This window comes from Streptomyces sp. NPDC017676 (genome assembly GCF_044329325.1).
GTDB lineage: Bacteria > Actinomycetota > Actinomycetes > Streptomycetales > Streptomycetaceae > Streptomyces.
Window position 1 is genome coordinate 75,068 of sequence record NZ_JBIRJA010000020.1, and the last position, 13,474, is coordinate 88,541.

At 77.1% G+C, this 13,474-nt stretch carries 11 protein-coding genes; all 11 read left to right on the forward strand.

Annotated elements, in window-relative coordinates; genetic code table 11:
• The first annotated feature begins 18 nt into the window (after nt 1-18).
• The gene (locus tag ACH4LD_RS35010) at nt 19-1,653 is read left to right on the forward strand and encodes a carbamoyltransferase (protein ID WP_398058146.1); all 1,635 of its coding nucleotides are present in this window, start codon (nt 19-21) and stop codon (nt 1,651-1,653) included.
• On the forward strand, nt 1,650-2,645 hold the full coding sequence (locus ACH4LD_RS35015; RefSeq protein WP_398058147.1) for a glycosyltransferase family 2 protein: 996 nt from the start codon (nt 1,650-1,652) through the stop codon (nt 2,643-2,645). The genes ACH4LD_RS35010 and ACH4LD_RS35015 overlap by 4 nt, the downstream gene beginning before the upstream one ends.
• Nucleotides 2,642-3,646, forward strand: a complete 1,005-nt coding sequence (locus ACH4LD_RS35020; protein WP_398058149.1) for a D-glycero-alpha-D-manno-heptose-1,7-bisphosphate 7-phosphatase — start codon at nt 2,642-2,644, stop codon at nt 3,644-3,646. Before ACH4LD_RS35015 ends, ACH4LD_RS35020 begins: the two co-directional genes overlap by 4 nt.
• The gene (locus ACH4LD_RS35025; protein WP_398058150.1) at nt 3,643-4,653 is read left to right on the forward strand and encodes a glycosyltransferase family 9 protein; all 1,011 of its coding nucleotides are present in this window, start codon (nt 3,643-3,645) and stop codon (nt 4,651-4,653) included. The genes ACH4LD_RS35020 and ACH4LD_RS35025 overlap by 4 nt, the downstream gene beginning before the upstream one ends.
• The gene (locus ACH4LD_RS35030) at nt 4,650-5,612 is read left to right on the forward strand and encodes a glycosyltransferase (RefSeq protein ID WP_398058151.1); all 963 of its coding nucleotides are present in this window, start codon (nt 4,650-4,652) and stop codon (nt 5,610-5,612) included. The genes ACH4LD_RS35025 and ACH4LD_RS35030 overlap by 4 nt, the downstream gene beginning before the upstream one ends.
• Nucleotides 5,609-6,841, forward strand: a complete 1,233-nt coding sequence (locus ACH4LD_RS35035) for a glycosyltransferase (protein WP_398058152.1) — start codon at nt 5,609-5,611, stop codon at nt 6,839-6,841. Before ACH4LD_RS35030 ends, ACH4LD_RS35035 begins: the two co-directional genes overlap by 4 nt.
• The gene (locus tag ACH4LD_RS35040; RefSeq protein ID WP_398058153.1) at nt 6,838-7,944 is read left to right on the forward strand and encodes an SIS domain-containing protein; all 1,107 of its coding nucleotides are present in this window, start codon (nt 6,838-6,840) and stop codon (nt 7,942-7,944) included. The genes ACH4LD_RS35035 and ACH4LD_RS35040 overlap by 4 nt, the downstream gene beginning before the upstream one ends.
• Nucleotides 7,941-9,362 (forward strand): PfkB family carbohydrate kinase, encoded by a 1,422-nt coding sequence (locus ACH4LD_RS35045; protein WP_398058154.1) that lies wholly within the window; start codon nt 7,941-7,943, stop codon nt 9,360-9,362. The genes ACH4LD_RS35040 and ACH4LD_RS35045 overlap by 4 nt, the downstream gene beginning before the upstream one ends.
• A 742-nt stretch (nt 9,363-10,104) precedes the next feature.
• The gene (locus tag ACH4LD_RS35050) at nt 10,105-11,109 is read left to right on the forward strand and encodes a glycosyltransferase family 9 protein (protein WP_398058155.1); all 1,005 of its coding nucleotides are present in this window, start codon (nt 10,105-10,107) and stop codon (nt 11,107-11,109) included.
• A complete protein-coding gene (locus ACH4LD_RS35055; RefSeq protein ID WP_398058156.1) occupies nt 11,099-12,040 on the forward strand; it encodes a glycosyltransferase family 2 protein in 942 nt (313 codons plus the stop codon). Before ACH4LD_RS35050 ends, ACH4LD_RS35055 begins: the two co-directional genes overlap by 11 nt.
• Before the next feature lie 499 nt (nt 12,041-12,539).
• Complete coding sequence (locus ACH4LD_RS35060) at nt 12,540-13,472, forward strand: glycosyltransferase family 2 protein (protein ID WP_398058157.1); 933 nt, start codon at nt 12,540-12,542, stop codon at nt 13,470-13,472.
• Nucleotides 13,473-13,474 lie beyond the last annotated feature (2 nt).

Below are 13,474 nucleotides of genomic sequence, written 5' to 3' on the forward strand. Positions count from 1 at the left end.
CGGCCCTGGAGACAGCGCATGCACGTCCTCGGTATCAACGCACTCTTCCACGACCCCGCCGCCGCCCTCATCACCGACGGCAGGGTCGTGGCGGCCGCGGAGGAGGAGCGGTTCTCCCGCCGCAAGCACGGCAAGCGGCCCGTTCCCTTCTCGGCCTGGGAACTGCCCGAGCAGTCGGCCCGCTGGTGTCTGGAGCAGGCCGGCCTCACCCCGTCCGAGCTGGACGCCGTCGCCTACTCCTACGACCCCGCGCTGGCCCGCCCCGCCGACGAGATGGGGCTGCACGACCCCTGGGACCACCTGCGGCAGCAGTACGCCCGCGAGGCACCGGACTTCCTCGCCGAGGCACTGCCGGGACTCGACCCGGGCAAGGTGCGGTTCGTCCCGCACCACATCGCGCACGCGGCCTCCGCCGGACCCGTCTCGCCGTACCCGGACTGCGCGGTCCTCGTCCTGGACGGCCGCGGCGAGTGCGGCTCCCACCTGGCCGGCCGCTGCACCGACCGCGAACTGACCGTCCTCGGCACCCAGCGACTGCCGGACTCCCTCGGCCTGTTCTACGAGGACCTCACCCAGCACCTCGGATTCCTGCGCAGCAGCGACGAGTTCAAGGTCATGGCGCTCGCCTCCTACGGCACCCCCCGCCACGCCGGCCGGCTGCGCGCGTACGTCCACGCCGACGACCAGGGCGGCTTCCGGGCCCGCCCGGTGCCCTGGGCCGAGTTCGTCCCGCCCCGCCCGCCCGGCGGCGCCTGGAGCCAGGACCACGCCGACCTCGCCGCGAGCGCCCAGCTGTGCCTGGAGGAGGCCATGCTGGCCCTCGCCCGGTGGCTGCGCGAGCGCACCGGCGAGGACGCGCTCACCATGGCCGGCGGTGTCGCCCTGAACTGTGTCGCCAACACCCGGCTGTGGCGGGAGAGCGGCTTCCGGCACGTGTGGGTGCAGCCCGCCGCCGGTGACGCCGGTACGGCCCTGGGCGCGGCGGCGTACGTCGCCGGGCAGAAGGACACCCTGGAACCGATGCCGACCGCCGCGCTCGGCCGGGGCTGGAGCGACGCCGAGCTGCGCGCGTGGCTGGAGCGGGCGGCCGTACCGTACGAGGAACCCGCCGACATCGCCGAGACCGCCGCCCAGGCGCTGGCCGACGACGGGATCGTGGCCTGGTTCCAGGGCCGCAGCGAGTACGGGCCGCGCGCGCTCGGACACCGCTCCCTGCTGGCCCACCCCGGCAAGGCGGAGAACCTGGAGCGGCTCAACGCCGTCAAGGGACGCGAGGAGTTCCGGCCCGTCGCGCCCATGGTGCTCGCCGAACGCGCGGGCGAGATCTTCGACGGGCCGCTGCCCAGCCCGCACATGCTGTTCGTGCACGACGTGGCCGCCGAGTGGAAGGCCCGCATCCCGGCCGTGGTGCACGTCGACGGCACGGCCCGCATCCAGACCGTGGACCGCGCCCAGGAACCCCTGGTGGCCCGCATGATCGAGGGCTTCGAACGGCGCACCGGACTGCCCGTGGTGGTCAACACCAGTCTCAACACCGCCGGGCGGCCCATGGTCGACGACCCCCGCGACGCCCTGGAGTGCTTCGGCTCGGCCCCGGTCGACCTGCTGGTGCTCGGCCCGTTCGCGATCCGCCGTGGGAAGGCCTTCGCATGACCGACGCCCCCGCCTACACCGTCGTCGTCCCGACGATCGGCCGCCCCTGCCTCGCCGAGTGCCTGCGCGCGCTCGCCGCGGCCGACGGCCATCCGCCGCACGAGGTGGTCGTCGTGGACGACCGGCCCGCGCCCGACGGCGGCCTGCCCCTGGAACCGGCCGGGCAACTGCTCGACCGGGTGCGCACCCTGCGCACCGGCGGCCGGGGGCCGGCCGCCGCCCGCAACGCGGGCTGGCAGACCGTCCGCACGCCGTGGACGGTGTTCCTGGACGACGACGTCCAGGTGCTGCCGGACTGGTCCCGGCGGCTCGCCGACGACCTGCGGCAGGCCGGCCCCGACGTCGGCGGTGTCCAGGGGCGGTTGCGTGTCCCCCTGCCCCTGGACCGCCGGCCCACCGACTGGGAACGCACCACCAAGGGCCTGGAGAACGCCGCCTGGGCCACCGCCGACATGGCCTACCGCACCGAGGCGCTGAAGCGGACCGGTGGATTCGACGAACGCTTCCCGCGGGCCTTCCGCGAGGACGCCGACCTCGCCCTGCGCGTCCAGCGGGCGGGCTGGTCCCTGGCCCGGGGCACCCGGGTCACCCGGCACCCGGTCCGTCCCGCCCACTGGTGGGCCTCGCTGCCCGCGCAGCGCGGCAACGCCGACGACGCCCTGATGAACCGGCTGCACGGCCGCGACTGGTGGGACCGCGCGCAGGCGCCGCGCGGCCGGCTGCCCCGTCATGTGGTGGTCACCGGTGCCGCCCTCGCCGCGGCCGGCTGCGCCCTGACCGGACGGCGCCGGGCCGCGACCGCCTGCGCGGCCCTGTGGACGCTCGGCACCACCGAGTTCGCCCTCGCCCGGATCCTGCCCGGGCCGCGCACCGCCCGCGAGATCGCCGGGATGCTCGGCACCAGCGTGCTCATCCCGCCGCTCGCCGTCCGGCACTGGCTGCGCGGAGTCGTCCGCCACCGGCACGCCGAGCCCCTGGGAGGTGCCGAGTGAGCAGGCTGTCCGCCGTCCTGTTCGACCGTGACGGCACCCTCGTCGTGGACGTGCCGTACAACGGCGACCCCGACCGGGTGCGGCTGATGCCGGGCGCCGCCGCGGCCGTGGCGCTGGCCCGGTCCGCCGGGCTGCCGACCGGGGTGGTCAGCAACCAGTCCGGCGTCGGCCGCGGACTGCTCACCGTGGAGCAGGTGGTCCGCGTCAACGAGCGCGCCGACGAACTGCTGGGCGGGCTGGACACCTGGGTGTTCTGCCCGCACGCCCCCGACGCCGGCTGCTCCTGCCGCAAACCCCGCCCCGGCCTGATCCGCACCGCCGCCGCCCGGCTGGGCGTACCGCCGTCCGAGTGCCTGGTGATCGGTGACATCGCCGCGGACGTCGTGGCCGCCCGCGCGGCCGGCGCCCGGGGCGTCCTGGTCCCGAACGCGGCCACCGCTCCGGCGGAGGTGGAACGTTTCGCCACGGAGAGTGCCCCCGACCCCCTCACCGCGGTCCGCGCGGCCCTGACGGAGGCGGGCCTCGCCCCGCCGAGGCGACCCCGGCCCCCACACGCCCCACCCGCGCGGACGGCCCCGGCCGACGACGGGATGCGGTGGTCCCACGAGGGAACCGCGGTGGTCGCCGAGGGCCGGTGGTCGTCGGTGCGGGACACGGAGAGGCCCCAGGGAACGCGGCCGTCCGGGCAGGGTGCCGCGTTGGCCGAGGGCCGGTGGTCCTCCCCGCGGAACGCGGAGAGGGCTGCGGGGATACGGCCGTCCGAGCAGGCTGCCACGGTGGCCGCCGAGCGGTGGGGGTCGGCTGTGCCGGGTGCGGCGGCTTCGGATCGGGCTCGGTCGGCTGCGTCGGGTGCGGCGGTTCCCGAGGAGTCCCTGTCGGCCGTGCCCAGCGGCGCCGCCCCGGAACGGTCCTGTTCGTCCACGCCCGACCCGTCGGCACCCGACCGGTCCGGGTCGGGCGTGGCGGGCGTCGGTCGGCCCCTCGGGAGGTGGTCGGCGTGAAATCGCTCGTCGTCCGGCTCGACAGTTTCGGTGATGTGCTGCTCGCCGGTCCCGCCGTGCGTGCCGTCGCCGCACGGTCCTCGAACGTCACCCTGCTGTGCGGCCCTCGCGGCGCGGACGCCGCCCGGCTGCTGCCCGGGGTGGACGAGGTGCTGGTGTGGGAGGCGCCCTGGGAGGGGTTCGACCCGCCCCCGGTCAGCCCCGCGGACATCGACGGGCTGGTGGGGCGGCTGCGCGCCGGGGCCTACGACACCGCGCTCGTCCTCACCTCCTTCCACCAGAGCCCGCTTCCCACCGCCCTGCTGCTCCGGCTCGCCGGCGTCGGCCGGATCGGCGCCGACAGCGTGGACCACCCCGGCCGGCTCCTCGACGTACGCCACCGGCGGCTGGAGGGCCGGCACGAGGCCGAGGCGGCGCTGGACACCGCCGCCGCCATGGGCTTCCAGCCGCCGCCGGGGGACGACGGGCGGCTGCGCGTCCTCCCGCCCCCGGACACCAGCAGCCTCACCGGCTACGGCCCCTACGTCGTCCTGCACCCCGGCGCCAGCGCCCCCGCGCGCGCCTGGAGCCCGCACCGCTGTGCCGAGGCGGTCGCGCTGCTCGCCGACGCCGGGCACCGCGTGGTCGTCACCGGCGGCCCCGAGGAGACCGGCCTCACCCGGCGGGTCAGCGGGGACCTGGCCGTGGACCTCGGCGGCCGGACCTCCCCGCGCACCCTCGCCGGCGTGCTGCGCATGGCCGACGTCGTGATCAGCGCCAACACCGGCCCCGCCCACCTCGCCGCCGCCGTCGGCACCCCGGTCGTCTCGCTGTTCGCGCCCGTCGTACCGGCCGGGCGCTGGGCGCCGTACGGCGTCCCCGTCATCCTGCTCGGCGACCAGTCGGCGCCCTGCGCGGACACCCGGGCCCTCACCTGCCCGGTGCCCGGCCACCCCTGTCTGGACGAGGTCACCGGACAGGACGTGGTGCGCGCGGTGCACAAGCTCATCCAGGAGCGGCAGTCATGAACATCCTCGTCTGGCACGTGCACGGATCCTGGCTCACCGCCTTCGTGCAGGGCCCGCACACCTACCTCGTCCCGGTCACCGACGACCGCGGACCCGACGGGCTCGGCCGCGCCGTGACCTGGGACTGGCCGGAGAGCGTGCGGGAACGCACGCCGAAGCAGCTGTGGGACTGCGACATCGACCTCATGGTCCTGCAACGCCCGCACGAACTGGACCTCGCCCTGCGCTGGACCGGCCGCCGGCCCGGGGTGGACGTGCCCGCCGTGTACGTCGAGCACAACAGCCCCGACGAGTCGCCCGAGCGCCAACTCCACCCGCTGGCCCTGCAGTCGAGCATCCCCGTCGTGCACGTCACCCACTTCAACCGGCTGATGTGGGACAACGGCCAGGCCCCCACCGAGGTCGTCGAACACGGCATCATCGACCCCGGCGCGCTCTGGACGGGCACCGAGCGGCGCGCGGCCGTCGTGGTCAACGAGCCCGTGCGCAGGGGCCGTACCACCGGCACCGACCTGCTGCCCCGGTTCGCCCGGTCCGCGCCCCTGGACGTCTTCGGCATGCGCACCGAGGGACTCGCCGAGCACCTCGGCCTGCCGCCCGAGCGCTGCCGCACCCGGGACCTGCCGCAGCACGAGCTGCACCGGCAGATGGCCCGGTGCCGGGTCTACCTGCACCCCGTGCGCTGGACCTCGCTCGGTCTGTCCCTGCTGGAGGCCATGTTCCTGGGCATGCCCGTGGTCGCCCTGGACACCACGGAGGCCCGCGAGGCGATACCCGAGGGCGCCGGGGTGGTCTCGAACCGCCTCGACGTCCTGGAGGACGCCGTACGGGCCTTCCTCGCCGATCCCGGACTGGCGCGCCGCACCGGCGCGGCGGCCCGGGCCGCGGCCCAGGACCGCTACGGAGAGCGGCGCTTCCTGGACGACTGGGAGCGCCTGATCAAGGAGGTCACCCGATGAGCCGCATTCCGCACACGGCCGGGCGCGTCGCCATGGTCTCCGAGCACGCCAGCCCCCTGGCCGCGCTCGGCGGACCGGACGCGGGCGGCCAGAACGTGTACGTGGCGCAGGTCGCCCGGCAGCTCGCCAGAAAGGGATACCGGGTCACGGTGTACACCCGGCGGGACTCGGCGGGCCTCCCGGACCGGGTGACCCTCATCGACGGCGTGCAGGTGGTGCACGTGCCCGCCGGACCGCCCGCACCCGTCCCCAAGGACGAACTCCTGCCCCACATGGCCGAGTTCGGGAATTTCCTGGCCCGGCAGTGGGCCCAGAGCCCGCCCGACGTGGTGCACGCCCACTTCTGGATGTCGGGCCTGGCCGCCCTGGCGGGCGCCCGCGACCTCGGGATCCCGGTCGTGCAGACCTACCACGCGCTGGGCACGGTCAAGAAGCGCTACCAGGGTGCCGCCGACACCAGCCCGCCGCAGCGCCTCGCCGTCGAGGAGGCCGTCGGCCACGAATGCGCCCGGATCATCGCCACGTGCAGCGACGAGGTGGCCGAACTGAAGGCCATGGGGCTGCCGGAGGACCGGATCAGCGTCGTGCCGTGCGGGGTCGACCCCGACCAGTTCGCCCCCGTCGCCCGCACCCGCCCGCCCGGCGCCCGCAGGCGGCTGCTGGCGGTCGGCCGGCTCGTGCCCCGCAAGGGCTTCGACCGCGCCATCCGCGCCCTGGCCGACGTCCCCGACGCCGAACTCCTCATCGCCGGCGGCCCCGAGGCCGACCTGCTCGGTGCCGAACCCGAGGCCGCCCGCCTCTACGGCATCGCCGGCGAGTACGGCGTCCAGGACCGGGTCACCCTGCTCGGCGGGGTCAGCAGGGCCCGTATGCCCCGGCTGATGTCCAGTGCCGACCTGGTGCTGTCGCTGCCCCGGTACGAGCCCTTCGGGATCGTCCCGCTGGAGGCCATGGCCTGTGCCACGCCGGTCGTCGCCACCGCCGTCGGCGGCCAGCTCGACACGGTCGTGGACGGCACCACGGGCGTCCTGGTCCCGGCCGACGACGACCACGACCTCGGCGCGGTCGTCCGCGCCCTCCTCGCCGACCCCGACCGGCTCGCCCGGTACGGAGCCGCCGGCCGCGCCCGGGTGCTCGGCCACTACACCTGGGACCGGGTGGCCGACGGCGTGGCCGGGGTGTACGGCGCGGTGTCCTCCATCCGCTCGCTGTCGGGAGTGGTCCGATGAAGAGTCCGACGAAAGGTCCGGGGAAGGGTCCGACGAAGACCGTCACCGGCACGGCGCACGGGAACACCGGCACCGCCACCGCCACCGCCACCGCCACCGCGCACTGTGACGACCTCGCCAAGGCCCTGGAGGCGTTCCGCGACCACGGTTCGCTCATCGAGCGCTGGGGCACCGAACTCGCCCGGCGGCTGGGCGCGGGCGCCCGGCTGCTCGTCGCGGGCAACGGCGGCAGCGCCGCCCAGGCCCAGCACCTCACCGCCGAACTCGTCGGCCGCTACCGCGACGACCGGCCGCCGTTCTCCGCGGTCGCCCTGCACGCCGACACCTCCTCCACCACGGCGATCGCCAACGACTACGGCGTCCAGGAGGTGTTCGCCCGCCAGACCGCCGCGCACGGCCGCCCCGGCGACGTGCTCCTGCTGCTGTCCACCAGCGGCGCAAGCGCCAACCTGCTGGCCGCCGCCGACCGCGCGCACCGGCTCGGCCTGACGGTGTGGGCGCTGACCGGACGGGCCCCCAACCCGCTGCAACTCGGCGCGGACGACGCGCTGTGCGTCGACGCCCCCCTCGGCGCCACCGTCCAGGAACTGCACCTGGTCGCCGTCCACATGCTCTGCGAGTCCTTCGACCAGGCCGTCGAACGGGGCGAGGCCGACCACGGGCCGGCGTACCCCGGCACCGACGACCGGACGGACGCGGCCGGTCGCGGCCCAGGAGGCAGTCCGGACGGCGAGCGCGAGCGACGCGCCGAAGGGGAGCGGTACGCCGAGGCCAAGCGCGTTGCCGATGGCCGAGGGGGTGCCGATGGCCGGCCGGGTGCCGGTGGTCGGTCGGGTGCCGATGGCGGGCCGGGTGCCGATGGCCGGTCGGGTGCCGGTGGTCGGTCGGGTGCCGGCGGTGGGCCGGGTGTCGACGGCAAACCCGGTGTGGATGGTCGGCCGGGTGCCGACGGCGGGTCCGGTGCCGATGGTCGACCTGGTGTCGATGGCCGGCCGGGTACCGACGGCAAACCCGGTGTCGTGGGGCGGCTCGTGGGCCGTGCCCGCAGCGTCGGCCGGGCCGCGCCCGGCGCGCCCACAGCCCCCAGGAAGGGACACACATGACCGCCTCGCAGACACCCCTGGTCGTCGTGGGCGACGCCCTGCTCGACCACGACCTGTGCGGCCGGGCCGAGCGGCTGGCGCCGGACGCGCCCGTCCCCGTCGTCCACGGCACCCGGCGCAGTTCCCGGCCGGGCGGCGCCGCCCTCGCCGCCTGCCTCGCGGCGGCCGACGGACGGCCCGTCACCCTGGTCACCGCCCTCGGCGCCGACGCCGCCAGCGACACCCTGCGGGAGCTGCTGTCCGGCCGGGTCGGCCTGGTCGAGGTGCCGCTGGAGGGCACCCTGAGCAGCAAGACCCGCGTCCTGGCCGGGGACCGGCCACTGCTCCGCCTCGACGACGGCGAGGGCCGGGCCCGCGAGGCGACCCAGGAGGCGGTGTCCACGATCGCGGCGGCCGGGGGCGTCCTCGTCGCCGACTACGGCCGCGGTACCGCCGATGTCCTCCGGGACGCCCTCGCGCACACGGCGGCCCCCGTCGTCTGGGACCCGCACGTGCGCGGCCGGCCCCCGGTCCCCGGCGTCCGTCTGGCAACGCCCTCGGCCCAGGAGGCCCGCGCCTTCGCCCGGCAGCTCGACGACGCCGAGCCCGGCGACGCGGCGGGGCTGCGCACCGCCGCCCGGGACGCCCGTGCCCTCGTGCGAGCCTGGCGGGCCCAGGCCGTCGCGGTGACCCTCGGTGAACGCGGCGCCCTGCTCTCCCACGGCGAGACCCCGCTGCTCGTGCCGACCCCGGCCGCCGCCACCGGCGACCCCTGCGGGGCCGGCGACCGGTTCGCGGCTGCCGCGGCCGGCCTGCTCGCCGACGGCGCCCTCACCGAGGCCGCCGTACAGGCAGCCGTCCACGCCGCCACCCGGTACGTCGCCGAGGGCGGCGCTCGCGCGGTCGCCGTCCCGGACCAGCCGGAGACGGCCGAGGAGGGGGCGGGTGACGGCGACACCACCGCGGACGCCGTACGTACGGCCGCGCGGGTACGGGCCGCGGGCGGCACCGTGGTCGCGGCGGGCGGCTGCTTCGACCTGCTGCACGCCGGGCACGTCGCCCTGCTCCAGGCCGCCCGCCGGGCCGGTGACTGCCTCGTCGTGTGCGTCAACTCGGACGACTCGGTCCGCCGCCGCAAGGGTGACGGCCGCCCGCTCGTCCCGGCCGCCGACCGGGTGCGGGTGCTGCGGGCCCTGGAGTGCGTGGACGCCGTGGCCGTGTTCGACGAGGACACCCCCGAACGCATCCTCGGCGAACTCCGCCCGCACATCTGGGCCAAGGGCGGCGACTACGCCCGGACCCGGCTGCCCGAACAGCCCCTCGTGGAGAGCTGGGGCGGCCAGGTCCTCCTGCTGCCCTACCTCGACGGCCGCTCCACCACCGGCCTCGCCCGCCGCGCGGCCCTGACCCCGGCACCCACGGGAGGAGACGCCAGGTGAGCACGGCACGACCCCTGGCCGGGCCCCGTCCCGACGCTCCGGCAGTCCGGGCACCGACCGGTCAGGCCCGTCGTACCCCGGTCCGGGAGAACGGGTGGCCGCCGAACGCCGGACCCCTCGCCCGATCCTGCCGCCGGGCAGCGACGCCGGCCCGTTCCTCGGGCGGGGCTGTCGCGCCGGCGTGTGGCGTTGGTGCCGGGCGTCCGGTGGGGGTTTTGGGCTGGGGAAGTGGGGTGGTGGGCACGGGGCGGCTCGCTCGTGCCCCGCTCCGGGCTGTCGCGTCGGCTCGTGCCCCGCTCCGGGCTGTCGCGTCGGCTCGTGCCCCGCTCCGGGCTGTCGCGTCGGCTCGTGTCTCGGGCCGGGCTGTCGCGTCGGCTCGTGTCTCGGGCCGGGCTGTCGCGTCGGCTCGTGTCTCGGGCCGGGCTGTCGCGTCGGCTCGTGCCTCGGGCGGGGCTGTCGCGCTGGCGTGTGGCGTTGGTGCCGCGCGTCCGGTGCGGGTCTTGGGCCGGGGAGGCGGGGTGGTGGGCGGGAAGTGCCTCCACGCGCCCCCAGCCGGAACCGACCGCCGACCCGGCCCCGGCGCAAGCGTCCCGCCCGCGTCCCGCACCACCGACCGGGACGTACCGCCCGCGCCTCACACCACCGGCCAAGGCGTACCGCCCGCTCGGGCCGGCGGCCTCGGCGGACGGAGGCCGGCCCGCCGTCCGTCCCCGGCTTCCGCACGCAACGGAGGACCCACTCGGTGACCCGCACCCCGATTCCCACCCCGGACCCCCCGACCGTCCTGGTCCTGCGCGCCCTGGGCCTGGGCGATCTGCTGGCCGGCGTGCCCGCGCTGCGGGGCGTCCGGCGGGCCTTCCCCGGCCACCAGGTCGTCCTCGCCCAGCCGCCGGGGCTCACCGAACCCGCCCTGGAGACCGGGGCGGTCGACGCCGTGTTCCCGGCCGAGGCGCCGGGCCGCGCGGTGCCGGACCTCGGTCACTGGCCCGGCCCGCCCCCCGACGTGGCGATCGACCTGCACGGCAACGGCCCCGAGAGCCGCGACGCCCTGGCCGCCCTGCGCCCGCGCCGGCTGCTCGCCCACGCCTGCCCGGACGGCCCGCCGTGGCGGGACCAGGCGAACGAACGGGACCGCTGGTGCGCCTTCCTGCACGGCTACGGCATCGCGGCCGACCCCCTGGACCTACGGCTGCCCCGGCCCACCACACCGTCCCCCGCCCCGGGCGCGGTCGTCGTGCACCCCGGCGCGGCCTCGGGCTCCCGCCGCTGGCCGGCGGAGCGGTTCGCCGCCGTCGTACGGAGTCTGCGCGCCGCGGGCCACCACGTGGTCCTCACCGGCGGCCCCGGCGAGGACGCCCTGGTCCGCTCGGTCGCCGAACGCAGTGGCCAGCGGGGCTGCGACGTGCTGACCGGCGGCCTGCCGTTCGGCGAACTGTCCGCGCTGGTCGCCGGGGCGTCCCTGGTGCTCAGCGGCGACACCGGCCTCGCCCATCTCGCGGTGGCCCACGGCACCCCTTCCGTCACCCTGTTCGGACCGGTCCCCCCGCGCCTGTGGGGGCCGCCCCCGAGCCCGGACCACCTCGCCCTGTGGAAACCCGGCCCGCCCGGCGACCCGCACGGCCGCACCCCCGACGCCCGTCTGCTGCGCATCCGCGCGGGTGAGGTCGCCGCGGCCTGTCTGACGCTCCTGGGGGACCTGCGCGGCCGGCAGGAGCGGACGGGCCCGGAGGTGGCGCATGTCCACTGAGCAGGCGCCGGGCCGCGTGCACCGGCCCACGACCCCGGGCGACCAACGCCTCACGGTCGCCGTCATCACCCGCGACCGCACCGCCAGCCTGCTGCGCACCCTGGACGCGCTGGCCGCGCTGCCCGAGCGGCCGCCGGTCGTCGTCGTGGACAACTCCCGCGACGACACCACCCGCCGCGCCGTGGCCGGCCACCCGGCGATCGCCCGCCTGCTGCGGCCCGCCGCCAACACCGGTGCCCTCGGCCGCAACCTGGCCGTCCGGCACGCCGACACCCCCTACGTCGCCTTCAGCGACGACGACTCCTGGTGGGAGCCGGGGAGCCTCGCCCGCGCCGCCGACCTCCTCGACGAGCACCCCCGCCTCGGCCTGCTCGCCGCCCGCACCCTGGTCGGCGACGAGGACGCCGAGGACCCCCTCAACGCGGTGCTCGCCGCCTCCCCGCTGCCGCTGGAACCGGACCTGCCCGGCCGCCCGGTGCTCGGGTTCCTCGGCTGCGCCTGCGTGGTCCGCCGCGAGGCGTTCCTGGGCGCCGGCGGCTACCACCCGTTGCTCTTCTTCGGCGGCGAGGAGACCCTGCTCGCCTACGACCTGGCCGCCGCCGGCTGGGGTGTCGCCTACGAACCCTCCCTGCGCGCCCGCCACCACCCCGAGGACCACGACCGTACCGGCCGTTCCTTCCTCGTCCGGCGCAACCACGTGCTGACCACCTGCCTGCGCCGCCCCTGGCCGGTCGTCCTGCGCGCCGGCGCCGACCTCGCGCTGGCCGCCGCGGCCGGCCGCCCCGGCGCGCGCCGCGCCCTGAAGGAGACCGTCGCCAGGTTCCCGGCCGCCCTCGCCCGCCGCCGGCCCCTCCCCCCGCGCGTCGAACACGCCGCGGGCCTGCTCGACCGGGAACCGGCCGACCGCCCCCGCGGAGGCACCGGGCCATGACCGGGACGGCCGCGAGACCCGTGCCCGGGACCGCCTCGGCGCCCCACGAGAGCGTGCCGCCCGAGACCCGCGCCCGCGCTCCGGCCCGGCCGCGCACCCGGAGGCGCCGGACGCCGGCCACCCTCGGCCCTCACCCCGGACGGGAGGGCGCCGGGCGACGGCCACTCCCGGTCCGCCCTCACCCCGGACGGGAGGGCGCCGGACGACGGCCACTCCCGGTCCGCCCTCACCCCCGACGGGAGGGCGCCGGACGATGACCACTTCGGTCCGCCCTCACCCCCCACCGCACGCACCGGAGGGTGACGACCCCGACCCGGCCTGCCCCCCACCGGAACGCACGTGACGCTGACGACCCCGACCCGCCCTGCCCCCCACCGCAGCGCACCGGACGCTGACGCCCCCCCCACTCGCCCTCACCCCGCACCGCACCGCCCACCGCAACGCACCGGACGCTGACGACCCCGACCCGCCCTGACCCCCCACCCGGAGGCGCCGGACGATGACCAGTACCGCCCCCGAGACCTCTGCCCGGACCGCCCCCGACGACCGTACGACCGTCGTCCTGATCACCCACAACCGCCGTGACGAACTGCTGCGCACCCTCGCCCTGCTGCGCCGGCTGCCCGAGCGGCCGCCCGTGATCGTCACCGACAACGCCTCCATCGACGGCACCGCCGAAGCCGTCGCCCGGGAGTTCCCGGAGATGACCCTGCTGCGTCCCGGCCGCAACCTGGGCGCCATCGGCCGCAACCTGGCCGTGCAGCGGGTGCGCACGCCGTACGTCGCCTTCTGCGACGACGACACCTGGTGGGAGCCCGGCAGCCTGCGCCGGGCCGCCGATCTGCTGGACGCCGGTCCCCGGCTCGCGGGCGTCACCGCGCGGATCCTCGTGGAACCGGAGGGCACCGAGGACCCGGTCGTGCGCGAGCTGCGCGAGTCCCCGCTGTCCGGACCCGACTGGCTCCCCGGACCCGCCCTCGGCTCCTTCCTCGCCGCCGCCACCGTGCTGCGCACCGACGCCTTCCGCGCCGGCGGTGGCTTCCACCCGGGCCTGTGGCTCGGCGGCGAGGAGGAACTGCTCGCCTGCGACCTGCTGCGCCAGGGCTGGTGGCTCGCCTACGCCGAGGAACTCACCGTCCACCACCACGCCTCCCGGCTGCGCGACAGCACGGCCCGGCGGGTCCTCGGACTGCGCAACACCCTGTGGTTCACCTGGCTGCGCCGCCCGCTGCTGCCGGCGCTCCGCCGGACCGGGCACCTCATCCGGACGGTGCCCCGGGACGCCGCCTCCGCCCGCGCGTTCGCCCACGCCACCGCCGGACTGCCGTGGGTGCTGCGCCAGCGCGACCCCGTACCGCCGGACCTGGAGCGCCGGCTCGCCGCACTCGAAAGAGCCCGTAGGGACTCACCCGCCCGGCGGTACGTCGGCTGACG